This is a genomic window from Acinetobacter sp. 197, assembly GCF_048148385.1.
Lineage (GTDB): Bacteria > Pseudomonadota > Gammaproteobacteria > Pseudomonadales > Moraxellaceae > Acinetobacter > Acinetobacter pecorum.
On sequence record NZ_JAYWZK010000011.1, the window covers coordinates 85,714 to 110,108 of the forward strand.

Genomic DNA, 24,395 nt, shown 5'->3' on the forward strand with positions numbered 1-24,395 from the left:
CCTATTTCAGTTTTGGATCTAATGCATCACGGAGTGCATCGGTAAACATCGAGAAAGCAGTCACCAATACCGCCATGGCGATTGAGGCTGCCGCCAGTTGCCACCATTTACCCAAAATCAGCTCGCTTTGCGCTTCGTTTAGCATACTGCCCCATGACACTACCCCGATAGGCACACCGAAACCAAGAAAGCTCAAAATGACTTCGGACTTGATAAATGCCACCACCAGAATAGACATCTGTACCAGAGCAATATGGCTGACATTGGGAAAAATATGGACAAACATACGACGCATATTACTCACGCCAATCGCCTTGGCAGCCAGCACATATTCACGTGCCGTATGTTTCATGTATTCGGCACGAACCAAACGGAAAACCCCGGTCCAGCCAGTCAGACCTAAAATCAGGATAATTGATAAAATACCTTTCTGCTGTAACACTGCGGCAATCGCCAAAACCAGCAACAGATAGGGAATCGAGGTAAAGATATTATAAAACCAGTTTAGGACATCATCGACCCAGCCACCAAAGTAACCTGCTATTGCACCCAGTGCAGTCCCAATCAGTACAGCGACAAAGGCTGCAATCAGTCCAACCAGAATCGAGGTTTCAGCCCCCTTAATGGTTTTCTGTAAAACATCCTGCCCCCATTTATCGGCGCCGAAGGCCAGACTTTGCTTGAGTTCACCACTTTCATCCATCAGCTGGCCGCCGAGTTCCTGATTAATGGCCTTCATGTCTTCTGCCAGCGGATCGACCACTCCATAATAATCGATGCCTGCACCAGCACCCTGCTCAGCAGCAATTTCAGCATTCAATTCAGCAATGACATCTTTTAAGGGATCGACTGGATTGACCGGTAGAGGCACAGATTCTGCGCCCTGCTCTGGATCAGCGGCAGCCGGAACTGGCGCTGCACTGATAAAACTCGGCGGTGCATAGCTGACCGCCACTTCTTTATTCCAGTCTTTGGCAATCAGGCCGCTCATTGACAGCACCAGCAGCAGCAGATAAAACAGCACCACATACAGGGAAAACATGGCAATCCGGTCACGTTTCAAACGGCGCATGGCCAGTTGCCATAATCCTGTTGAAGCCGACTCAGGTGCTGCTTCAGCCGCTTGTTCTTTTTTAAATATCGCACTCAGCATAATTCACCTACTTCAACTGTACACGCGGATCGACCCATTTATAGATCAGATCGGCAATCAGGTTGAATATCATGGTCGCAGCAGCGACATAGACCGTAATGGCTTTGATCACAGGAAAATCGGAACGTTCTACCGCAATAATGACTTCACGGCCAATTCCCGGAATACCAAAAAAACGTTCGATCAGGAAAGCACCGATCAGCAGTGCCGGAAGTCCTGCCATGACATCGGTAATAATCGGAATCGAGGCATTACGCAGGACATGCACGCCCATGATACGGTTTTCACCCAGGCCTTTGGCACGCGCAGTACGCACATAGTCCTGATTGACTTCATCCAGTACGAAACTACGATACAGGCGTAGTGTTGGTGCAATACTCACCACCAACATAATCAGCACAGGTAACAAGGCATATTTGAAAAGGTTGTCGGCGAAATTATCGCTCCAGCCCTGTACCGGGAACCAGCTCAGTTCATAGGCCAGGAAATACTGGAACACGATGATGTACACCAGAATACTGATCGACATACCGATCGTACATAGCATCATGATCATGCGATCAGTCAAAGAACCACGAACCGAAGCCACACCCAAAGCCAGAATGATAGAAATAATAGTTTGCAGAATGGTCAGTGGAATCAGAATGGTTAGTGAGGGTCCCAAACGGGTGGTGATAATCTGTGCCACCGACTCCCCGGTGCTCCAGCTCACCCCATAATCAAAAGTTAAAATCTGCTTGATAAAGATCCAGAGTTGTACGTAATACGGTTGATCCACACCCAGTTGCTGACGGATGTTCTCAATCTGTTCCGCATTGGCCATTTTACCGGCCAGAATATAGGCAGGGTCTCCACCTACCCAGTTAAACAGCAGGAATATCAGCAAAATCACCCCGAGCATGGTCGGGATCATTTGCCAAAGCCGTCGAATAATATATGCCAGCATCGCTTGCCTTCCTTAATTTTTTCCAGAGATTTCATTAAAGAAAGCTTTGCTGTCCGGATCACGACCCAAGAAGTCTTTCACCATTTGCTCGCCATGCTTTTGACCACCTTGAGCCAGGACCGTATTGCGATAATGTGCACCGACTTTCTTGTCCATCAGCTGATCGCCAAAGGATGAAAGCATATCCAGGGCAATGACCTCAGACCACATATAGCTGTAGTAACCTGCCTGATAGCCGCCCATCAGATGCCCGAATTGTCCCGGGAACTGCTGACCGTTGACATAACCCAAGGCGGTTTTACCTTCCATATCCTGCCAGAGTTTTAAAGGCTCAATGTTTTTTGCATCTTTACCATGCAGGGCCATATCATATTGGGCATATAAAGCCTGACGGGCATAATGCAGGCCTCGGCCGTAATTCTTCACATTCTTTAAGCGCTCGGTCATGGCAGCATCCACGCGAGGACATGCCGGCTCACAGTAATCCGCTACTTTTGACAAGGTTTCCAGACGGCGTGCCCACTCTTCATACATCTGTGATGGCGCTTCAACAAAGTCACGCTCTACCGAGGTACCAGACTGTTCCGTATAACGGGTTTTCGATAGAATCCCGTGCAAGGCATGCCCCATTTCATGCACAAAGGTTTCCAGTTCGTTGCTATTCAAGCCCTTACGGTTAAAATTGGTTACCAGTACCGATACCGGACGACGCTGATTCAGGGTACTGCCGCCATAAGCTCCCCAGACAGCTGCATGCCCATATTTGCCTTCACGCGGGTATTTATCGACATATAATCCGCCCAGGAATTCGCCCGTAGCCTTGTCATGTACCGCATAATATTCCACTTCATCATGCCAAGCCTTGACTTTCACCGGCTTGAACTCAATGCCATAGAGTTCCGAAGAAATAGCGAATAACCATTTTTGCGATGCTTCTGTCGGGAAATAATCCCGTAATTTTTCCTGGTCTACCTTGTATTTGGCCTGACGCAGTTTTTCACTCCAGTAACCCTGATTCCAACGTGTAATTTCTGCTTTCTCTACTGGAACTTTTAAAGTTTCAGCCTTGAACTGACGTAATTGTTCTACATCCTGCTTTTCTAGAGGTGCAACTTTGGCATAAACCTCATCCAGAAAACCGTTCACTGCTTCAGGAGTTTTGGCCATGCGGAATTCAAGCGCAGAATGGGCATAGCTTTCCTTGTCAAAAAGTTGTGCCATTTCATAACGTAGATCAATGGCCTTTTTCATGAATTGCAGGTTTTGTTCGGTCCCGCGACGCGTGTAAGCGGTCTGGTAGCGTTTGCGTGCTTCATCACTTTCTGCCAGCTCCATAAAAGGCTGGTATTCCGGATAATCAAAGCCCAGCAAATAATTGCCCTTTTCATTTTTCTTTAAATTTGCGATGTAACTTTCTGGCAGGCCTTTCATTTCAGCTGGAGTAAATTCAACTTTTTCAGGGTTATCCCGCACATTTTTGGAAAAGTCCTGCCCCAGTTTAGTACTTTCTTCAATAATTTCTTTCAGTCGTTTCTGTTTTTCTGCACTGAGTTGTACCCCGGTGTTCTCAAACTGCTCCAGAATATCTTCTAAAAATTTCTGATCAATCGGATCACTGGCTTTCAGTTTCTTGAACTGGGCATACAGTTTCGGATTCTGATACAGGGTGGTCTGGTATTTGCTGATTTTAAGTTCACAGTCATCGGCTGCCTGACGCAATGCAGGATCCGGATCGACATTACTATATAGTCCTACTGCAGCACCGAAATCACGGGCTTTGGCATGCAACTCATCCCATTCGGCCAGATAAGGCCCTGCCTTGGCATTATCTTTAATTTTTTTATTTTCAAATATCTGGATATCTTTTTGCATGGAAGCCAGACTGGCATCACATAAAGATGGAATTTCTGCAGCCTTGAATAATGGCAGCAGCTGTACTTGGGTATCTGCCGCTACACCTTGATACCCCCCCATTATCATTAAACATAAGGTACTTAATTTTAAAGGCTTTAACTTCATATTCATCTCCAGATTTTTTCTTACTTTTTCGTATTAATATCGATATACATCCATTCTGAAGACAGAATCGGATGGGACTTATGTCCGATAATTTGGGGTTGGGTCAAGGCGTTACGGTAGCTGCTATAGAGCATCAGGGTCGGCATATTGACTTCCAGAATCCTGGTCATTTTGCGATAGAGCAGATCACGCTCAGGGCCTGGCGGCATGCTCTGGGTTTGCTCGTAAAGACGGTCAAATTCAGGATGCTTGAAACAGGCATTGTTGGTGACATTGACATTTTTGCCATAGAACAGCTGCATAAAATTGTCGGCATCCGGATAGTCAGCAATCCATGCAGAACTCTTGAACATGGTTTTACATTGCTTTTCCAGCTTGATACTTTCAGCAAATGGCATGGCCTTACTGGTCATTTGAATATGAATACTGTCTAGGGTCTTTTTCCAGAATTCACCCTGCTGCTGGCCCCGACTGGTATTGTAAACAATCATTTCAATTACCAGAGGTTTCCCTTCAGGGGTCTTTCGCCAGCCATCTGCACCGATCTTGTAGTTATAGCGGTCGAGCAACATGTTGGCTGCTTTGACTGAATAGGGAATACTGCTTTTATAGGACGGTGAATAGCCTGCGACTCCTGGGGGAATAGGCATGTGCAGTTTTGCTCCATCTCCCTTAAGTAATACATTGATCATGTTTTCCACAGAAAATGCCATCGCCATGGCACGACGTAAGGCAATTTTTTCTGGCGCGAAACCACCCACGACCGGGTTTTGCATATTCCAGTAATGATAACTAATGGAGGGCTCTAAAATACGAGACAGCTTCACCCCCTGCTGAGCCAGCTCAGGCTTTAATTTGTCACCATCGAGGGCCTGTACGACGATATCACCCTCAATTTCGAGCAGGTCCAGTTCATTTTTCTTAAATGCCAGCATCCGTGATTGCGCTTCTTCAATAACACGCACATCAATAGTGCCGATTTGAGGCATTTTTTTGCCCTGCATGGCTTTTACAATGGCCTGATCTTCTGCACCACTGGCTTTAAAGTCCCAGACAAAACCACGATAAGCTGGATTTGGTTTTAAGATAATCCGTGAGCCTGGTGTCCAGCGGCTGAGCACGTAAGGACCAGTTCCCACTGGCCTATTCATGACCCAACCCGCCTTGTCTTTATATTTTTCAATCACTTCACGAGCTACTGCAGCGGCAGGCCCATGTGCCAGCAACATCGGAAAGTTCTGATCCGGATTATTCAGCTTTAATACCAAGGTATAGCGGTCTGGGGTCTGAATACCTTCAAACGGATTTTCATAGGCTTTGCCATTCTTTTTGGTTAGAGCCATCCATGCGTCCAGCCCTTTAATTCGGCCATCCAGCAACCAGCTGTTCGGTGAATGCAGCTTTGGATCCAGTAGACGTTTCAAGCTATAAGCATAGTCATACGAGGTCAGTTCACGTTTTTTACCGCCGAAGACCGGATCATCGGCAAAGTAAATACCCTTTTTGATTTTGATGGTATAAGTCAGGCCATCCGCACTCACTTGAGGCAGACTGACTGCAGTCAATGGCACTAATTTTGCCGGCGAGGCCAGATAATCATAGGTATATAAGGTTTCGAAAATCGCCGAGTTAATCTTGGCCGAATAACGGTCATGGATATAACCCGGATCAAAACCGGTTTCAGCTGCCAGAAATACTGTTTTTAAAACCTTATTCGGGTTGGCAGGATTGCTGGCCCATGTCGATGCACTCCCTGCCATCATCAAACCGGCCACTAACACCCCACTGGCCAGTTTTTTTAAAGTATTTTTATTCACATTCATACTGGTTCTTAATCTTCTCAAGTTATTTTTTAACAGGTTCAATATCCATATATTGCCAAACTGCTCTGGTCACCGGATGGGCCTTAAAGCCCTGTACATGCGGATGAATCAACCAGTTACGTATCCGGGTATTGTGCAGAATCCATGGATTATCAGCTTCCATCTGACGGTTCATCTGCTCATAATATGGCATCCGCTGCTGCGGCGGCAGTTTCATCGCGGTCTGGTACAACGCGTCATAGGCTTTTGAGGTATAGCAACTCAGGTTGCCTTGCTGCGCATTTGGCCCATACAGTAACTGGGCAAAGTTTTCCCCTTCCGGATAATCCGCAATCCAGGCTCCACCCCACATCATATGTTTGCATTGGGTGGCTTCTTTTAAATTGTCCGCAAAATTACTGACCTTGAACTCAATTCGCACCCCGATCGCATCCAGATTCTTTTTCCATAATTCTGCAGAAATTACCGAAGAGCTTGAGCTGGTTGAATTCATTTTTAGTATCAAAGGTTTGCCATCGGGCAAGGTGCGGTAACCATCAGCACCTTTCTTATAGCCAAAGCGGTCAAGCAGTTTATTGGCCAGTAATGGGTTATAAGCAATACTGCTTTTATACTTCGGGTCATGTCCACCCACTCCCTCTGGCAAAATCATTTCAGCTTTATCGGCATGACCTTTGTACAACTGCTGGATAGCTTCTTTCTGGTTATAGGACAAGGCGAGAGCACGACGTAAGGCAATTTTTTCCAGTGAATTCCCACCAATTAACGGATCACGCATATTCATGATGGTATAGGTAATTTCCGGTTCTTTATTCGGATAATGCAGGATGCCTTTTTTCTTGTATTCGCTTTTCAGCTGCTTATTTTCCAGGGCCTGTTCGGCGCCGCTCGCAGTGAGTTTGTCATAGTCCAATTGTCCAGACTTTAAAGCCAGCCAGCGAGACTGTTCCTCTTCAATAATACTGATTTTGATCTTGCCAATTTGCGGCATCTGCTTGCCTTGCATGGCTTTGACAATACGTTGATCCCATTCAGAACCATCACCCTTAAAGTTCCAGACAAAACCACGATAATTCGGGTTGGCAGTCAGTTCAATACGGCTACGCGGCACATATTTGTGTAATTGATACGCCCCTGTTCCAACCGGATGCTGACCTGCCCGATGACCATAATGTTCGATCGCTTCTCGTGCGGTACCACTAAAAGCCACATAGGCCAGAATATATGGAAAATTCAGGTCGGAACGGGTCAGGGTAATTTGTAAAGTATATTTGTCTAGTGCTTTTAAACCGGGAATAGCTGCATCGTAGTTGAACTTGCCAGTTTTTTTAGCCTGCTGGATGACCTGATCTGCCCCAAGGATTTTTCCCTCGATAAAAGAAAAAGAAGGAGAATGATTTTTGGGATCCATGATCCTTTGCATGGAGTAGATATAATCACGCGCCACCAGTTCACGCTTCTTGCCCTGAAATGCCGGATCTGGGCTGAAGTAGATTCCCGGCTTGACTTTAAAGGTATAGACTTTCCCATCCTGCTCAACCTTGGGTAAGGATTCGGCGGTATTTGGTACCAGGATTGCCGGCCGCGCCAGATAGTCATAACGTAACAAAGGTTCAAAAATAGCCTCGGCAACGCTACCACTATAAACATTATAAGTTTTGACCATATCAAAACCATCATCAGGTGCTTCGAAAGCCAGGTTTAAAACCTTATCTGGTTGTGCAGGTGATTTTGCTAAGGTTATTTCCCCGGATACCACTGCCAGCGCTAAAACTGTCATCCTTATAATTGCTGATTTCAAATTCATACCTATTTTTGTTTATTTAAGCTATTTAAACGATTAAGTTTTTTTGAAAGCATCTATCTTTTTTTGATTGGCTTCATGTTTTTTTATTTTTCAACACTCAGCCTATCTTATGACTCCAGCGTTTGAAAGCTAATTTCATGCCACTCTAAGTTTTAAGCAGTAATTAAGTTCTTTTTACAGCAAAAAACATATTTTTATTAATTATTTAAAATAATAATGATTTAGAAAATTATTCAGATAAATTCCGAAATATTTATTACATTAATCCTACAATGACTTTCATTATATTGCACAAAAATAATTCACCCGTGAGTCATTTTATAGCACATCTCAACTTTTCAATTTATAACTAAAAAAATAATCCTTTATATTTTAATAACTAAGAGTATGATCAATAATTGATCAATTATACTCTACAGCCCATTTCATATCTATGTTACAGAATTTTTAAATGTGAACCATTTCACATATTTTTTAAATAACACTTACTGGAAAACAATTAATACTGATTTTCAATATCATTTTTTCTTATATTTTCCAATACAGCCTGTCTGCTTTCCATGACGCACAAGTTCTTTCTTTATAAATCCTTATAAAGTAAACATTTCTCAATATATTCAATATTTTTATAAGAATTACAGCTAAGTTGGCACTTGCTTTGCTTAAAAAGAATACAGCATTATCTTCACACAACAAGAAAGGTGAACTTTACGATGAAAATAAACAAACTAGTCGGATCTATGGGGGCTCCAACAGTTGGCAAAACAATACTCAAGTTAAGTACGCTTACCTTAAGTATGATGTGTTTGTCTTTGGCACATGCAGCCGATGAACCAGAAAACTCCGCTACGCAGCCGACCAAGGTGCAAAAAGTGACAGTAACGGGTTCATCTATTAAAGGAGTAGCTGCACAGAGTGCATCGCCAATTACTGTACTTAAAGTCGAAGATCTGGTGAATCAGGGGGTCACCACTGTTGAGGAAGCACTGAATAGGGTCAGCGCCAATCAGGCCGGTTTTGCTGTATCCCAGAATATTGGTAAAAGTAATACTTCAGGCTCTTCTGCGAACCTTCGTGGTATTGGTACCGATAAGACCCTGATTTTATTAAATGGTCGCCGTCTGGCCAACAGTCCTTTCAGTACATCTGAAGTTAACTTAAATATTATTCCACTCGCTATGGTTGAACGTATTGAGGTGCTACGCGATGGTGCTTCTGCCGTGTATGGTGCAGATGCTATTGCCGGAGTAATCAACTTCATTCTCAAGAAAGAATACCAAGGTTTTGGCATATCTGGCGGACTTCAATTACCTGAACACAAAAATGGGGATGAATATGATGTTTCCATCTTCGGTGGCTATGGTGATCTGGACGAGCAAGGATTCAACGTCTATGGGGTAATCGATTATCGTACTTCCGACATGATCATGGCGAAAGACCGCAAAGTCAGCCGCCGCGGCGGTCTGATTCCTGAACTAGGGATGGCGATCGGTTCGACTGCTGGCTTTCCAGCAAATATTTCAAATCCAGGCGTGGGTATAGTTAACCCTTATATCAACCAGAACTGTAATAATGCTCCAAATACGTTTATCTCTGGCACACGCTGCTTACTGAATACACAGGCATTAATTGGTATTACTCCGGATGAAGAAGCCTTCTCCGCTTTAGCGAAAGGTACCTTAAAACTTACCGATTCATTAAACGCGGTCGCGGAATATGTTTACACTAAAAGCGAAGTGACCACTTCTATTGCACCTGATGTATGGGGTGGTAGCCTGACTATTCCAGACAGCAGCAAATACTATCCTGGTCAAGGAATCACTCCAGATATTCCCGGCTTGACAGGCACATCCTCAATACTTTATTTACGTTCCCAGGCTGGCAACCGTGTATCTAAATCAGAGAATGAATCCAACCGGATCTTTGCTGGAATCGAAGGTGAAGCCTACGGCTGGGACCTCAACGGTGGTGTAACTTATGCCAAAGGCGAAGCGACTGATAATTTCGTCAGCGGTTACTTAAACCAAAGTAGAGTCCAGGCAGCCCTGAATGACGGTACACTCAACCCATTTGGCCCTCAAGCGCCGGAAGATGCCGGAAAATGGTCTACTTTTGATGTCGCAGGTCCGACAAATCAGGCAACGCTAGATTCAACTACCGTGGATTTCACCCTAAGCCGTCCTATCTATGAATTGCCTGCAGGTGAGGTCGGTTTTGCCGTAGGTGGTAGTTACACTACCCAAGACTGGGAAGCCAAAATAAATTCCGATCTTGTCCGTCAGGTGCCAGGCAGTGGTATAGACCCGGACAAACCAATCAGTAAAGGTGATCGCGATATCACTGCAATATTTACTGAATTTCACATACCAATCGTAGCCGGGTTAGAAGCTCAACTTGCTGCACGTTATGATGACTATAGCGACTTTGGCGATTCTTTCAATCCGAAAGCCTCGCTACGTTGGGAGCCGGTAAAAGAGCTCATGTTCCGTACTTCATATAGCACAGGTTTCCGTGCACCGAGCTTATGGGAAATAAACTCTCCGCAAAGCGAAACCTATACCAGTTCACCTTTCAATAACCCGCGTTTCTGTAATGCTGATGGCACACCGAACAACCTTCAGTTTGCCGATCAGTGCGGTATGCAGTTTAAACGTAAACAAGGCGGTAACCCGGACTTACAACCTGAAGAGTCAACTTCTTATACTGCCGGTTTTGTCTACGAGCCAATCAAGAACCTGGTTTTCACAGCTGATTACTACAACATTAAAATCGAAGATCTGGTCGGTACAGTCTCTCCAGATATGATTTTTGATGATCTTGATCGCTATGGCAACCTGATTGTTTATGCACCAGATGGCCGTATCCAGTATTTAAATACGACCTTACAAAATATGGGTGGCCTAAAAACTCAAGGGATCGACCTCAGTCTGAACTATTTAAGTCCAATGACCGCGACTGGCCGTTTTGGTTTCGGAATTGATGGGACTTATGTCATCAAAATGGATTACCAAATAGAACCAGGTGGTGAATGGGAAGATTACGTAGGTATTTATGATGATCCGGCAGTCGTTCGCTGGAAACATATTGCCAATGTGAACTGGACTTATGAAAACTGGAGAATGTTGTTAGAGCAACAATATATCCGTGGATATAAAGATTTTTCAGAAACACGTGATGTAGGTGCATGGATGGTTTACAACTTTGCAGGAACATATAAAGGATTCAAGAACCTTGAATTGACTGCAGGGATCAAGAACATGTTTGATAAAGAACCACCTGCGTCTGATGCAACCAACAATGCACAATATGGCTATGACCCTCGTCATGGTGACCCTACAGGCCGTAGCTACTTCTTACGCGGTACTTATAAATTCTTTTAATTAATCACTTTGCAAACACTGCTGCCAAGCGGTGTTTGCAGTTTTCCCCGTTTAATTTTGGCCAAACAAAAAATAATGCAGCCTGTAACTAAAAATAATTTTCTCATCAGTGCACTATTTCCTGTTTGTCTTAAATTCTAGGAGTCATGATGGGCACAAAGTTTGAAGACTTAGAAAAAAACTCCGCCAAAAAACTGACTGGTATTGGGGTGGTAATTTTATTGCATATTCTAGTTGGCCTGGTGCTGATAGCAGGTATGGCAAAAGAAATAATAAAACCGTCAGAACAGCCGGTAGAACTGATGATCATTCAGGATATTAAGCCGCCTGAACCTGAACCACCAAAAGAAACACCACCTGAACCACCCAAAATAGTGGAGAAAGTGGCACAAGTGCCTGAGGTGAAACCGGTTGAAAAAGTCGTTCCTGTACAGAAAACACTTCCAACGCCAACCCAACCGACAACTGTTGCAGTACCTACCCCTGTTGCAGCCAGTCCTTCGCCAAGTCCAGTAGCAGCCCCGGCTCCAGTTGTTGCAGCCGCTCCAGCACCAGCTCCACCTCAGCCTTCTGGAGTCACTCGTGGTGTTTCTCAAGGTGAAGCGGGTTGTAAACGCCCAGACTATCCACGTGATGCACTAATGAATGAAGAACAAGGTGAAGTGCTGATCTCTGTATATGTAAATACTGCTGGCAAGGTTCAGGATGCGAAGGTGAAAAAGTCAAGCGGGAGCCGTGCATTGGATCGTGCCGCATCGAAGGCCTTCAGTTTATGTACCTTCAAGCCGGCAATGAAAAATGGCGAACCGCAAGAATCTTGGTATGACATTCCATATGAATTTGTCCTTGACTAACAGATACGACAGATAAAGAAAAAAATCAGGAGATCCATGATGAAAAAATCACTAAAACCTTTAAAAAATATGACTGCTGCCGGCGTAATTGCCATGAGCACTTTATTGCCTTTACAAGCAGTTTTTGCAGAACAGTCCGCTACACCCAATACCAGTGCTGTCACTGAAACAGCGGTAACAATACCAGCAACAGCGGCTACACCGACCCCGCCGCCATTACCAGCTGAAGCTAAGGATGAAAAGGCTGGATATAATCCTTATGGTCTGGAAGCCATGTGGAAAGAAGGTGATATTGTTTCGAAAATTACCCTGTTCATTCTATTGATTATGTCGATTGGTACCTGGTACATCATGATCAGCAAATGCCTGCAACAAGGCAAGATTCGCAAGCAAGCCAAGGAAGCTGAACACCAGTTCTGGGAATCGTCTTCTCTGGATAACGCAGCCCAAAACCTCAATGAAGCCAGCGTCTACCGCTTTATTGCAGAAAAAGGTATCAAGTCGACCCAAAATCATGGTGGTAATTTACTTGAACGTATTGATTTCAATACCTGGGTCACCATTTCGATTTCCCGTGCAATCGACAAAATCCAGAACCATCTGAGTGGTGGCCTGGCCTTCCTTGCCACAGTCGGTTCTACTGCACCCTTTGTTGGCCTGTTTGGTACGGTTTGGGGTATCTACCACGCGCTTACCGCGATTGGTGTTTCTGGTCAGGCTTCGATTGATAAAGTAGCAGGTCCAGTGGGTGAAGCACTGATCATGACTGCAATCGGTCTGGCCGTCGCTGTACCGGCAGTACTGGGCTACAACTGGTTGACCCGCCGTAATAAAGCAGTGATGGAAGAAGTGCGTACTTTTGGTTCTGATTTACACGCAGTATTACTCAGCGGTGAAATTACAACCAATAATCCTGTTAATCGTGACGTGAAGTAAGAGTGAGGCATCAGCCATGGGAATGATGGTCAATTCAAACGACAGCGATGATGAGGTAATTGGAACCATTAATACCACCCCTTTGGTTGATATTATGCTGGTTCTGCTCATTATCTTCCTGATTACTGTACCGGTTGCCATTCATACTGTACCTGTCGATCTACCCGAAGAAAGAAATGTACCGTATGAAACCAAACCGGAAAACATCCAGCTGGCAGTCAACAAAACAGGTGATATTTTCTGGAACGAAATCTATATCGCAGATAAATCAGTTTTACTGACCCGTTTACAGGCAGAAGCCCAAAAACGTCCGCAGCCTGAAGTGCATATCCGTGGTGATCAGATAACGCCTTATGAGGCAATTGATCAGGTGATCAGTACGACCCAGCAAGCGGGTATTGGCAAAATTGCTTTTGTCACCACTCCGCCCGCTACACCTTAAGCACAAAGAGGGATTAAGTTTATGGGTATGAATGTTGGTTCAAATCAAGATGATGATGTGATGCTAGATGTCAACATGACACCACTGATTGATGTCATGCTGGTTTTACTGATTATGTTTATCATCACAATTCCTTTACCAAACAACTCGATTAATATTGACCTGCCAAATGGCACACCGCCTGTAACCGAAGAAAAACCGCCTGAGCTGGTGGAATTACGTCTGGATGCACAAGGTAAGATTTTCTGGAATGATCAACCAGTAGAGAATACCCAGGCTCTGGAAAACTTATTCAAGACAGTAGCGCAAAAAGCGGATCAGGATCAGATTAAAATCAAGGCAGATCGTGCGACAGAATATAAGCATATCGCTATGGTCATGGCGGCAGCTCAACGGCTGGAAGTCAAAAAAATCGGGATCGTGAGTAATAATAATTCTTAAGTCATCAGTTATAAAAAAACCCAGCAAATGCTGGGTTTTTTTATAACTGCATATTTTACATTTGTGACTGAATATAATTTTGCAGACCAATCAGCTCGATCAAGCGTAACTGTTTTTCTAACCAGTAGGTATGATCTTCTTCAGTATCCGACATTTGCTGGCGCAGCATGTCACGGGTTACATAATCACCCTGCTCTTCGCAAAGTTTTACCCCTTGAGCCAGTTTTTCACGCACATGATATTCAAGCTTGAGGTCAGCTTTCAGACAAGTCACAATATCTGCACCCACTTCAATATCATCTCGCTGCATATTCGGCGTACCTTCCAGGAACAGGACACGACGGATCAGGGCATCTGCATGCTGTGCTTCTTCCTGCATTTCATGATCGATGCGTTCAAAGATTTTAGTCAGACCCCAATCTTCATACATACGAGAGTGAATCAGGTATTGGTCACGAGCAGCCAGTTCGCCACCGATCAGCATATTTAAATAATCTACGACTTCTGGATTACCGCGCATTTGCATTACTCCCTGCTTTTATCTTGCTATTATGGAGAAAAGATTTTTGATTTGCAAAATTAAAATTATTGTAAATATATGATTTTTATATAATTAAAATGAGAAGCACTTGCATTTACGCTCTCTATTAGGCCAAATCCCATTTATAAAACAAGGTGTTGCATTTTTTGTACCCGCTTTATTCAGATGAACTGGCTGGAATATTCAAACGTTTATTTTTGTAAATATTAATAAGCACTTATCTTGTTACTTATTTTTGTCTTGGACTCACTAGTTTGGTCTGGTTCGTGCATAATTGTGACGACGATGCGAAGTTAAAACAACAATGGTTAAAATATGACATTACAACACAGTACAGCACCTGTTCTGGTGACCGGTGCATCTGGCTATATTGCCAGCTGGGTGATCCAGAAACTTCTGACACAAGGTTATACCGTACATGCCACGGTACGTGATCTAAACAAAAGCCAGAGTTATACGCATTTGGAACAAATTGCTGACAGCAGTCCGGGCACACTTAAACTGTTTGAAGCCAACCTGCTCAAGCCGGGTTCTTTTGATGCAGCCATGCAAGGCTGTGAGATTGTCTTTCATATGGCTTCGCCTTTTGTGGTGACCAATTATAAAGATGCGCTCAAGGATATTATTGAACCTGCGATTTTAGGCACGCAAAATGTGCTCAACAGTGTCAATAAAACCGAATCGGTCCAACGTGTGATCGTGACGTCAAGTATTGCTTCAACATATGGTGATGCAATTGATATTTTGCAAACCGAGCACACCAGCTTTGATGAATCACACTGGAACACCACCAGTTCAGAAATCCATCAGCCTTATCCATACTCCAAGGTTATGGCAGAACGTAAAGCCTGGGAAATGGCTGAAGCACAGGATCGCTGGGATCTGGTCTGCATCAATCCTGCACTGGTTTTTGGGCAATCCTTAACGCCAAATACCCAGTCTGGCAGCGTAGAAGTCCTGCAACAGTTTGCCAACGGCATGACCCTGCTTGGCGTTCCACCGATGTGGAATGGCGTGGTCGATGTTCAGGATGTCGCTGAAGCACATATCCGTGCTGCGTTTAACCCACAAGCACACGGTCGCTATATTGTCTCTAGTGAGACTTTAAGCCTGCTGGAAATGGGTAAAATCCTACGTAAAGCGTTTGGTCCTAAATTCCCGTTCCCGCGTAATCAACTGCCGAAAACAGCCTTCAAGCTGTTTGGTCCTGTGGCAGGCTTTAGTCGCAAGTTTGTCGAATTAAATATGGGCTATCCAATTTTCTTCAATGCACGAAAAAGCAAGGATGAGCTCGGCATCGAATACCGCCCTGTGAATGAAAGTCTGGTCGAACATTTCCAGCAGCTGCTGGATGATGGTGTGGTGAAGAAATATATTCCTTAATTGTACGAGCTCAAACCTGATCTGACAGTGACCGATTTTTTATGGTGTCTGTCAGATTAAATTTGAGCTACTACACCGACTTATGCGCCCACAAGCTCACTATTCCTGCATAAAAACAAGCTAAGCAGAAGTCCAACGCGCATTTTTCCACGCTTGCTGTTGCTTTGTATCTAGAAAAGTCCAAGCCACAAAACGACTCTCTTTTTGCCCCTGCGTCATTTTAATAGTTTTTACATCCACTGCACCGCACTTACGCAAGGTATTTAACAGCATAGGCAATGTGGTTTTCTTAGAAACCAGTGTACTAAACCAAAGACATTGCTCAGCAAACTGTGTGCTCTCTTGTACCATTTGGCAAACAAAGCGTTCTTCTCCACCGTCACACCACAGCTCGTTCTTTTGTCCACCAAAGTTTAACACCACTTTAGACCGATCAACCGGTTTGCCAAGTTTGCGTAGTTTTTGCGTTGCTGTGGCATTTGCCTCATCTTGTGAAGCATGAAATGGTGGGTTACACAGGGTCAAATCAAAACGATCTGAAGGTTTAATCACACCTTTGAAAATATTGCTCGGTGTCTTTTGCAATCGAATCTGAATCCCCTTCCTGAGATTTGGATTTGCCTCCACAATAAATTGAGCACTTTTAACCGATGCAGGATGAATGTCTGAGCCAACAAATTTCCAACCATAACTACGATGCCCAATGATCGGATAAATACAGTTCGCACCTACCCCAATATCTAACACCTGAACTGCACGCCCTGTTGGAATTTGGCCGTTATTATTGTCACTTAACAGGTCAGCCAAATAGTGAATATAGTCTGCTCTACCCGGAATCGGTGGGCAAAGATAATATTGAGGAATATCCCAATATTGAATGCCGTAAAAATGCTTGAGCAATGCTTTATTGAGCATTTTCACAGCCAGTGGATCAGAAAAGTTGACTGAAAGATCGTTGTATTGATTCAGGCTGACAAAAGGTGCAAGTTCCGGACAACTCTTGATCAGCTGAGGAAAATCGTAACGACTACGATGCAGATTTCGTGCATGTAATTGCGATTTTTGTTGCGGAAAAGATTTCTTTGCTTGCGCCATGTGTATGCCAATCATCAACGGGAGAATAGAATCAATAAGGCAGGATCTATACCTGCAAATGAATCGATATTGTACGTGAATTCAACTTACATTGCCGAACCCGTCCTTGTATTTGTCTATCCTCCCCCTCCATTCACCTATAGTTTTAAATTAGCAATAAAAAAGACATCTCAAGATTCATCATCCTAGGTGTCTTTTTTATTTGAGTCATTGTTTAGAGCTAATTATTCTTCGATTTGCCCATGCTCTTTCATCAAAGCAATAAATTGCGCTTCATTGATCACAGGCACACCGAGTTTTTCTGCTTTATCGAGCTTAGAACCCGCTTTTTCACCCGCCACCACACATTTGGTCTTGCTAGAGACACTCCCGCTAACCCGGGCACCTAATGCTTGCAGTAATTGCGTCGCTTCATCACGTCCCATAGAACTTAAAGTTCCAGTCACTACCCAGCTTTCACCATTCAGTGGTTGGCGCGTTGGTGCAATTGGCGCATCCCAATGAATACCGGCAGCCAACAAGCGATCCAATACTTCCAGGTTATGCGGTGCCTGGAAGAAATCAACAATCCATTCTGCGGTAATATCACCAACATCCGGTGTTTTCTTTAAAGCGTCTACATCAGCACTACGCAAAGCGTCGAGAGTCTGGAAAGTATTGGCCAGCATACGTGCTGTCGTTTCACCTACACCGCGAATACCGAGTGCATAAATAAACGCTGCCAATGTAGTTTTCTTGCTGTTCTCAATCGAATCAATGAGATTCTGCACGGATTTTTCACCCATTTTTTCGATTTGCAGCAATTGCTCACGATGCTCATGCAAGTGATAAATATCCGAAACATCTTTCAAAAGATTGAGATGTAACAGTGACTCCACCCAGCGATCGCCCAGACCTTCGATATCCATAGCCTTACGCGAAACAAAGTGACGAATAGTTTCGATGCGCTGCGCCGCACAATACAGTTCACCTGAACAACGTGCCAGTGCTTCACCTTCCGGCATCACCACGGGTGAATCACACACTGGACAGTTCTCAGGTAAATGCACTTCGACTGCGTCAACAGGACGAAATTCTGGCCAGACTTTTTCAACCTTAGGAATCACGTCACCACTACGATAGACACTGACGGTATCCCCGATTCTTACATCCAGACGGTGAATTTCACCAATATTATGCAGGGTCACATTGGAAACCGTCACACCGCCCACGGCAACCGGATTTAAACGTGCCACAGGGGTCAACGTTCCGGTACGGCCTACTTGCCAGTCAATATTTTCAACGGTGGTCAATGCCGCAACCGCAGGGAATTTATAAGCGGTTGCCCAACGTGGTTCACGGCTCAAGAAACCTAGTTTTTGTTGCTGTTTAAGGTCATTGACCTTAATGACCATACCATCGATTTCGACACTAAGCTTTGAACGTTCTTCAATGATCTGCTCGTAAACTTTTTGCACTTCCTGGATGCTACTGCAGATAAAATGCCGCTCACCAACAGCAAAGCCAAACTGCTGTAGCCATTCCAGACTGGCTGACATCGTGGTTTGACCATGGTGTGGTACACATTGGGCAATCCCATAGGCATAAAAAGCCAAAGGTCGAGAAGCTGCAATATTCGGATCAAGCTGGCGTAAACTGCCGGCCGCAGCGTTACGTGGATTGGCAAAGGTTTTTTCGCCTTTCGCTGCATTGGCCGCATTCAGGCGTTCAAAGCCGGATTTCGGCATCAGCACTTCGCCACGCACTTCCAGTAATTCTGGAATAACGCCATTCACTGGAGACAGGAATTTCGGCAGGTTACGGATGGTTTTGACATTCTGGGTAATATCTTCTCCAGTTTCCCCATCACCACGGGTGACACCGCGCACCAGTACGCCATGTTCATACCAGAGTGAAATCGCCAGGCCATCAAATTTCAGCTCAACATCATATTCAATTTTTTGATTTGGCAAACGTTCTTCAATACGGCGGGCAAAAGCCAGCAGATCTTCCTGATTGAACACATTCCCCAAAGACAGCATCGGCACGGCATGCGTGACAGTTACAAATTTTGCAAGTGCCTGCCCCCCCACCTTGATAGTGGGTGTATCGGGTTGCTGCAAGTGTGGATATTGTTCTTCTAGGGCTTTGAGCTGATGAAAGAGCTGATCATATTCACTGTCTTCAATGCTCGGTTGATCCATCACATAATAAGCATGATTATGCTTGGCAAGCAGTTGAATCAATTGACGCATTTGCGCAATCACAGTGGCATCTTGGGTCATAATTTCACCATAAAAAAGGGCGGAAAATCCGCCCTGTAGAATATTCAGCTTTTGGCTATTATAAAAATTGCAGTCTACAGATTCAACTTGGAGATTGAACAAAGCAATCTTCGAATCAGGTGGCCTGTCCCGGGCGATAATCAATTGCCTGATGGCGCCAGAATTCACGTAATTGTGGCGTGAATTCCTGCTGGTTCTGATCATAGACCAGACCATCCACTTCACGAGCAATTAACCGCGAAATACTGTCCATGGTATCAAAAGCATTTTGTACATCACTATGCGGTAAAGCCAGGAAGAATGCCAGACCTTTGACTTCCTGAGTCGACAGAGTCTCCAGATCAAAGCCTTCCATACCTGTATCAGTCATTTGCAGTACCGAAAACAGCAGTTTTGAACCATCTTCACTATAACGGTGAAAACAGGCCAGTTCGCCATAACGCAGACCATATTTCAGTAGAACTTTCAAAGTTTTATCACCTGAAAGCACACGACCTTGCGGATAGATATGCAAAGAAATAATGGTTTCAGCACTGGATAATGCACTTTCTTCATCCACTATTTTTTGCTCATGCAGATGTGCATCCAGAATACTGCTTTCATCATTAAATTCAGAAATTTCAGCTTTTTCAATATTGCTGTTCAGACTGAATTCGGCAGCTTTATCTTTATTTTCGGCGTGATTGTTTTCCTGTTCTGTTTCAGCCAGCTTTTGCTCTACTGCTGTGTCAGCTGCTTCTGTCGCGACCGATGTTGCCCCCACTTTAGCCTCTGTCACATCGCCCGAATGGGCAGCTACAGGAGTTTCAACCGCTTTTGGCTCAACCGGAGTTGATTCAGCCTTGCGAAAGGCGGAAGGCTTTTCAGGAGCCGGTTCACCTGCACTCAGGCTTGGCTCTATGCGTTGTGTTGAATCTGCGTCCTGCTTTGCCAGTTGCGATCGTACATGCCGAGGAATGACAGGGGTCTGGCTATCCGGGTCGATATGCAGGCTGGCATCCAGTGAAGGCGCTGCCTCGACAGGTTTTTTGAGCAACATTCTGATGCCCAACAGCATGATGATAATTGCAATAACAATCCCGATAATGGTGGTGATTTCCATATTATACCTCCGCAGCTAAGCCGTATTCTTTTGCCTGTTCCAAATTTACTGTCACTAATTTTGAGGTTCCCGGTTCAGGCATGGTTACACCTAAAAGATCAGTCGCCATCATCATTGCAAGTTTGTTATGGGTAATATAAATAAATTGCACTTGTTCAGAAAGCTCTTTGACTAAATTACAAAAACGTCCCACATTGGCATCATCCAGGGGTGCATCGACTTCATCCAGTACACAAAATGGTGCCGGATTTAAGCGGAAAATTGCGAAGACCAATGCCAAGGCAGTTAAAGCCTTTTCCCCGCCAGAAAGTAACGCGAGTGAACTGTTACGCTTGCCTGGTGGTCGGGCCATTAGTTTTACACCCGATTGCCATCCATCTTCAAGACTTAAACTCGCTTCACCGCCCTCAAATACTTTCGGAAACAGGTTTTGCAGCTCGGCATTGACCTGATCAAACGTGTGCATAAACAGTTTACGGGTTTCCTGATCAATACTTTTCATCGCAGCCTGTAGCTGTTCAACCGTATTTTCCAAATCCTGCATCTGGTGACTCAGTTCCTCGTAACGTTTTGATACTTCTTCATATTCTTCAGAAGCCGCCAGATTGACTGCGCCGAGTTTATCGAACTGGGTTTGGGCTTTTTCCAGCTTCGCCTGATGGGCCTTAATATCAATATTTAAGCCGCTAATGACATCATGGTTCAGTTCTTTCAGCTGTTCTGAATAATGCTGCAAATCAGATTTGGCTGCCTGCCAAGCTAAACGTTTGGCTTCCAGCTCACTACGCAGCTGTTCATCCTGCTGCTGGAAGCTGTGACGCTGTTCGGTCAGCTGCTGCTGCTTGCTCTGCACCTGATTTAACTCAACCTGCCAGTCGGACCAAGTCTTTTGCAGCTTTTCAGTGATCTGCGCCTGTTCATTAAACTGACTCTGTAAAGCAGGCAATTCTAGCTGTACCGGATCGACAAATTTCTTGGCCTGTTCGATTTGTGCAGTAATTTGCTGAAACTGTTCTTTCAGGAATACCTGATCTTTTTCCAGTAATTCGATCTGCTGCTGGCTTTGCACACATTGACGGCGTAGCAATTCCAGTTCCTGCTGCGCTTGCTGGCTAAGCTGCTGCGAGTCATCTAACTGAGCACTCAATTCTTCTAGCTGAAATTGCAGGGTTTTATAATTCGGTAAAGCCTGCTCCAGCTTTAGATTCAGGGCATGCAGATCAATTTCCAGATCGTCTTTTTGCATGGCATCTTCTTCAAGCTGCTCATCCAGTTGTTGCAGCTGATGCTGTAATTGCTGCTTTTGCAATGCGAAAGCCTGCGCACTGCTTTGTACTTTGGCAATCTTGACATCGAGCTGCTGCAGCTGTTTTTGAGCTTGTTTCTGCTGCTCGCTGATACTCTGAATCTGGCTTTGCAAAGTTTTAACCTGATCGGTGAGTTCAGGTAACTGCTGCTCCAGCTGCATAAACTTAGGTTCAAGTTTCGCAAGCTGCTGCTCTATTTCATCCAGTCGAATTCGATGGCTTAAAGCACCTTGTCCGGCCTGACTGGCTTCATCATAATCCAGAGCAATGACCCAGTCTGCACCAATATGATAGCCATCTAAACTCAGTAATGTCTGGCCTTGTAATAACTCAGTTTGAAGCGGTAATGCTTGTGCTAATGTATCTACGACCGCGACTTGTTGCCACAGTGAATAATGTGGAGATTCAATCCAGTCGGCCAGACACATCGTATTGGAAATCTGAATTTTATCCTGAACAGCCTGTTGTTTTAACTGACGTGCACAATCTTCAAGGAAGTGCTCGCCCTCGGCCAGAATCTGGGCAGACAGCCATTTTGCCAGAAACTTTTCGATCAGGCTGGCATGTGCCTTGCCTGCATCATTGAGCTTAAGTATATGCATCAGCTGGACCGCATCACTCTTGCTATTCGGGTTGGCTTTGGTCAGTAATTGGCTCAGGTTTTTCTTTTCTGAATGCAGCACCTGAATTTCAGATTTGAGTTGCATCAAGCGCTGCTGATGGGTCACCTGCTCTGCCTGAAGCTGTTCGAATTGAGTTCTTAAATCTGTTAATTGAATTTCATAGCCAACGATTTGCTGTTCAGCCTGTGCTTTATCTGTCTGATACTGCTCCAGCTCATCTTGCTGCGCCTGTTGCTGAATCTGTGTGCTTTGCTGTTGTAGCGTCTGTTTCTGCTGTTCAATCCGTTCAATATTCTTTGCCAGTTGCTCGCTTTGAGCCAGCATTTGCAATTTACGCTGTTGCTGCTGTTCGACCTGAGTTTTAATCTGTGCGAATTGCGCTGCAATTGTACTCTGCTGGGATTTGAGCTCACTCAGATTCTGGCTATGCGTCTGACTCTGGCCATCTTGTTGCTGCAATTGTGCCTGCTGATCTTCAAATTGCTGCTGCAAGGTTTCGAGTTGCAGTTCAATCAACTGCAAACGCTCTTTGGTCTGGGCTTTTTGCTGTTCCAGTTTAACCAGACTTGTAGAATTCTGCTCCAGCAAAGACTGCTTTTGCTGCAGGGTCATTTCCAGTTCAGCCAGTTTTTTCTCGGCCTGTTGCCATTCACTTTGCAAAGGGGTGGATTGCTGAATCAGACGCTGGAACAGTTCACTGGTGCTTCCCAAATCATGTTCTACGGAAGTCAGTTCAGAACGCACCAGCTTAAATTTTTCCCCGAGCGTATTCATCTCAAGGGTATATTCTTCCTGTAAGCGGTGACTCTGCTCACATTGAAAAGACAGAATTTCAATCTTGATCGTACGGATCTGTCCTTCCAGTTCTTTATATTGAATCGCACTTTCCGACTGACGTTTTAGGGTTTTTAGCTGGGATTTCAGTTCGGAGGCGATATCTTCCAGACGCGACAGGTTTTGTGTGGTGTGATCCAGATGCAGTATGGTTTCACGGCGACGCGCCTGATAGCGTGATACACCCGCGGCTTCTTCAATATAAACCCGCATTTCATCTGGCTTGGCATCCACCAGACGGTTGATCATGCCCTGCTCGATAATCGCATAGGAACGCGGACCCAAACCGGTGCCAAGGAAAATATCGGTAATATCACGACGACGGCATTTGCTGCCATTCAGGAAATATTCGGACTTGCCATCGCGGTTGACCTGCCGGCGTACCGCCAGTTCATTATAGGCATTATAGGCACCGCCGAGCTTGCCATAAGTATTGTCAAAGCGCAGTTCCACACTGGCCATACCGACCGGTTTACGCTTGGCAGTTCCGGTAAAGATGACATCCTGCATGCTGCCACCACGCAACTGACGCGCACTGGACTCGCCCATGACCCAGCGTATGGCATCAATGACATTGGATTTACCACAACCATTTGGTCCCACGACCGCAGTACGGTTATCTTTAAAATGTAAGGTGGTACTGTCGGCAAAAGATTTAAAGCCTGAAAGTTTTAAACTGCTTAAACGCATAATGTCCTGATTTAACGTCGTGAGCGTCTGGCCCACGCGAGTTCAATTTGTTTCATCCGTGTCAGAGATTCCAACACAAGGTTGCGCAAGTGTCGACAAAAATCTTCCATAAATAAAGTGGCCTGATGGGTTTTTCGTATCAAAATTGCTTCAGTGACCAGTTTAAATAAGTCAAAAGATTCTTGTAACTCGCGTCTGGAAATATTCAGGGTCAGAAAATAGCTCCGACGTAAAGATGGCAGCAGTTCCTGATAGTAGCGCATCAGATAAGGATTCCCCACCATCTCATGCTGCTGGGCCATGCCCTGAAAGATCAGATCATAAAACTTTTCAGTGTGTCCTTGGCGGGTTTCTGCTTCCAATTGCTCTAATAATAGCTGAATGCGCTCAGCTTCATGCACCCGCCAGGTCTCCGCCATGCGATGCACCATCTGCCCGAGCAATAACGAGGTCATGTCAAATAAGGCACGCACCTGCAAGGCCGACATTTCTGAAACAATTGCTCCCCGGCGTGGAAAAATTTCAATCAGTTGGGTGCGTTCCAGCAACAACAGTGCTTCACGAACCGAACCCCGGCTGACATCAAGCTCCGAGGCAATCCTAAGTTCCTGTATACGTTCGCCTTCGACCAGTTCACCGCGAATAATTTGTTCGCTAATATGCTTGGCAATCTGCTCAGACAAACTTTGCGCTTGTTCTAATGGCATACCGTTCCTGTGTTTATTTTTATGAATAATGGTTTAACCCTTTATTTG

Annotated in this window: 17 protein-coding genes; 6 read left to right on the forward strand and 11 right to left on the reverse strand. The window is 44.8% G+C overall.

Translation table 11 applies throughout. From position 1 onward, the window contains the following. Position 1: 1 nt before the first annotated feature. From VXQ11_RS11995 to VXQ11_RS12015, 5 genes are read right to left on the reverse strand one after another with little or no spacing between them, the layout of a single operon-like run. Positions 2–1,153 carry an ABC transporter permease gene (locus VXQ11_RS11995; protein ID WP_416706121.1) on the reverse strand — a complete coding sequence of 384 codons (1,152 nt, stop codon included), beginning with the start codon at positions 1,151–1,153 and terminating at the stop codon, positions 2–4. A gap of 7 nt (positions 1,154–1,160) precedes the next feature. Beyond that, entirely contained in the window at positions 1,161–2,099 is a 939-nt protein-coding gene (locus tag VXQ11_RS12000; protein WP_004279216.1) for an ABC transporter permease, read from the reverse strand. A 12-nt stretch (positions 2,100–2,111) separates the two neighbouring features. Next, entirely contained in the window at positions 2,112–4,118 is a 2,007-nt protein-coding gene (locus tag VXQ11_RS12005) for a M3 family metallopeptidase (protein ID WP_064097001.1), read from the reverse strand. 20 nt (positions 4,119–4,138) lie between these two features. After that, positions 4,139–5,941 (reverse strand): ABC transporter substrate-binding protein, encoded by a 1,803-nt coding sequence (locus tag VXQ11_RS12010; protein WP_416706122.1) that lies wholly within the window; start codon positions 5,939–5,941, stop codon positions 4,139–4,141. Between the two features lie 22 nt (positions 5,942–5,963). Next, positions 5,964–7,721 (reverse strand): ABC transporter substrate-binding protein, encoded by a 1,758-nt coding sequence (locus VXQ11_RS12015; RefSeq protein WP_416706123.1) that lies wholly within the window; start codon positions 7,719–7,721, stop codon positions 5,964–5,966. 740 nt (positions 7,722–8,461) lie between these two features. Here VXQ11_RS12015 and VXQ11_RS12020 point away from each other — a divergent pair. The 5 genes from VXQ11_RS12020 (at position 8,462) to VXQ11_RS12040 (ending at position 13,801) form a co-directional block, all read left to right on the forward strand. Then, positions 8,462–11,128: a TonB-dependent receptor gene (locus VXQ11_RS12020; protein WP_064097004.1), complete on the forward strand. Its 2,667-nt coding sequence runs from the start codon at positions 8,462–8,464 to the stop codon at positions 11,126–11,128. A gap of 149 nt (positions 11,129–11,277) precedes the next feature. Continuing rightward, a complete protein-coding gene (locus VXQ11_RS12025; protein ID WP_064101801.1) occupies positions 11,278–11,982 on the forward strand; it encodes an energy transducer TonB in 705 nt (234 codons plus the stop codon). Between the two features lie 36 nt (positions 11,983–12,018). After that, positions 12,019–12,918, forward strand: a complete 900-nt coding sequence (locus tag VXQ11_RS12030; RefSeq protein ID WP_416706124.1) for a MotA/TolQ/ExbB proton channel family protein — start codon at positions 12,019–12,021, stop codon at positions 12,916–12,918. Between the two features lie 16 nt (positions 12,919–12,934). After that, a complete protein-coding gene (locus VXQ11_RS12035) occupies positions 12,935–13,360 on the forward strand; it encodes an ExbD/TolR family protein (protein WP_064097007.1) in 426 nt (141 codons plus the stop codon). A 21-nt stretch (positions 13,361–13,381) separates the two neighbouring features. Then, positions 13,382–13,801: an ExbD/TolR family protein gene (locus VXQ11_RS12040; protein ID WP_064097008.1), complete on the forward strand. Its 420-nt coding sequence runs from the start codon at positions 13,382–13,384 to the stop codon at positions 13,799–13,801. A 55-nt stretch (positions 13,802–13,856) separates the two neighbouring features. Here VXQ11_RS12040 and ftn read toward each other — a convergent pair whose 3' ends face one another. Then, positions 13,857–14,321, reverse strand: a complete 465-nt coding sequence (gene ftn, locus VXQ11_RS12045; protein WP_416706125.1) for a heteropolymeric bacterioferritin subunit Ftn — start codon at positions 14,319–14,321, stop codon at positions 13,857–13,859. Between the two features lie 336 nt (positions 14,322–14,657). On the opposite strand from ftn, the gene VXQ11_RS12050 reads away from it, so the two are divergent. Further along, complete coding sequence (locus VXQ11_RS12050; RefSeq protein WP_416706126.1) at positions 14,658–15,725, forward strand: SDR family oxidoreductase; 1,068 nt, start codon at positions 14,658–14,660, stop codon at positions 15,723–15,725. 120 nt (positions 15,726–15,845) lie between these two features. Here the strand turns inward: VXQ11_RS12050 and rlmF are convergent, their stop codons facing one another. The 5 genes from rlmF to VXQ11_RS12075 form a co-directional block, all read right to left on the reverse strand. Further along, positions 15,846–16,820 carry a 23S rRNA (adenine(1618)-N(6))-methyltransferase RlmF gene (gene rlmF, locus VXQ11_RS12055; protein ID WP_416706127.1) on the reverse strand — a complete coding sequence of 325 codons (975 nt, stop codon included), beginning with the start codon at positions 16,818–16,820 and terminating at the stop codon, positions 15,846–15,848. 224 nt (positions 16,821–17,044) lie between these two features. Further along, complete coding sequence (gene ligA / locus VXQ11_RS12060) at positions 17,045–19,084, reverse strand: NAD-dependent DNA ligase LigA (RefSeq protein WP_416706128.1); 2,040 nt, start codon at positions 19,082–19,084, stop codon at positions 17,045–17,047. Positions 19,085–19,199: 115 nt separating this feature from the next. After that, positions 19,200–20,186: a cell division protein ZipA C-terminal FtsZ-binding domain-containing protein gene (locus VXQ11_RS12065; protein ID WP_416706129.1), complete on the reverse strand. Its 987-nt coding sequence runs from the start codon at positions 20,184–20,186 to the stop codon at positions 19,200–19,202. Between the two features lies 1 nt (position 20,187). After that, positions 20,188–23,640: a chromosome segregation protein SMC gene (gene smc, locus VXQ11_RS12070; protein ID WP_416706143.1), complete on the reverse strand. Its 3,453-nt coding sequence runs from the start codon at positions 23,638–23,640 to the stop codon at positions 20,188–20,190. 11 nt (positions 23,641–23,651) lie between these two features. Next, positions 23,652–24,347 (reverse strand): GntR family transcriptional regulator, encoded by a 696-nt coding sequence (locus VXQ11_RS12075; RefSeq protein ID WP_144724252.1) that lies wholly within the window; start codon positions 24,345–24,347, stop codon positions 23,652–23,654. Positions 24,348–24,395 lie beyond the last annotated feature (48 nt).

Bases quoted from the DNA above. Each gene is read 5' to 3' on its own strand.
- VXQ11_RS11995 (WP_416706121.1), bottom strand. From the start codon at position 1,153: ATGCTGAGTGCGATATTTAAAAAAGAACAAGCGGCTGAAGCAGCACCT.
- VXQ11_RS12000 (WP_004279216.1), bottom strand. From the start codon at position 2,099: ATGCTGGCATATATTATTCGACGGCTTTGGCAAATGATCCCGACCATG.
- VXQ11_RS12005 (WP_064097001.1), bottom strand. From the start codon at position 4,118: ATGAAGTTAAAGCCTTTAAAATTAAGTACCTTATGTTTAATGATAATG.
- VXQ11_RS12010 (WP_416706122.1), bottom strand. From the start codon at position 5,941: ATGAATGTGAATAAAAATACTTTAAAAAAACTGGCCAGTGGGGTGTTA.
- VXQ11_RS12015 (WP_416706123.1), bottom strand. From the start codon at position 7,721: ATGACAGTTTTAGCGCTGGCAGTGGTATCCGGGGAAATAACCTTAGCA.
- VXQ11_RS12020 (WP_064097004.1), top strand. From the start codon at position 8,462: ATGAAAATAAACAAACTAGTCGGATCTATGGGGGCTCCAACAGTTGGC.
- VXQ11_RS12025 (WP_064101801.1), top strand. From the start codon at position 11,278: ATGGGCACAAAGTTTGAAGACTTAGAAAAAAACTCCGCCAAAAAACTG.
- VXQ11_RS12030 (WP_416706124.1), top strand. From the start codon at position 12,019: ATGATGAAAAAATCACTAAAACCTTTAAAAAATATGACTGCTGCCGGC.
- VXQ11_RS12035 (WP_064097007.1), top strand. From the start codon at position 12,935: ATGGGAATGATGGTCAATTCAAACGACAGCGATGATGAGGTAATTGGA.
- VXQ11_RS12040 (WP_064097008.1), top strand. From the start codon at position 13,382: ATGGGTATGAATGTTGGTTCAAATCAAGATGATGATGTGATGCTAGAT.
- ftn (WP_416706125.1), bottom strand. From the start codon at position 14,321: ATGCGCGGTAATCCAGAAGTCGTAGATTATTTAAATATGCTGATCGGT.
- VXQ11_RS12050 (WP_416706126.1), top strand. From the start codon at position 14,658: ATGACATTACAACACAGTACAGCACCTGTTCTGGTGACCGGTGCATCT.
- rlmF (WP_416706127.1), bottom strand. From the start codon at position 16,820: ATGGCGCAAGCAAAGAAATCTTTTCCGCAACAAAAATCGCAATTACAT.
- ligA (WP_416706128.1), bottom strand. From the start codon at position 19,084: ATGACCCAAGATGCCACTGTGATTGCGCAAATGCGTCAATTGATTCAA.
- VXQ11_RS12065 (WP_416706129.1), bottom strand. From the start codon at position 20,186: ATGGAAATCACCACCATTATCGGGATTGTTATTGCAATTATCATCATG.
- smc (WP_416706143.1), bottom strand. From the start codon at position 23,640: ATGCGTTTAAGCAGTTTAAAACTTTCAGGCTTTAAATCTTTTGCCGAC.
- VXQ11_RS12075 (WP_144724252.1), bottom strand. From the start codon at position 24,347: ATGCCATTAGAACAAGCGCAAAGTTTGTCTGAGCAGATTGCCAAGCAT.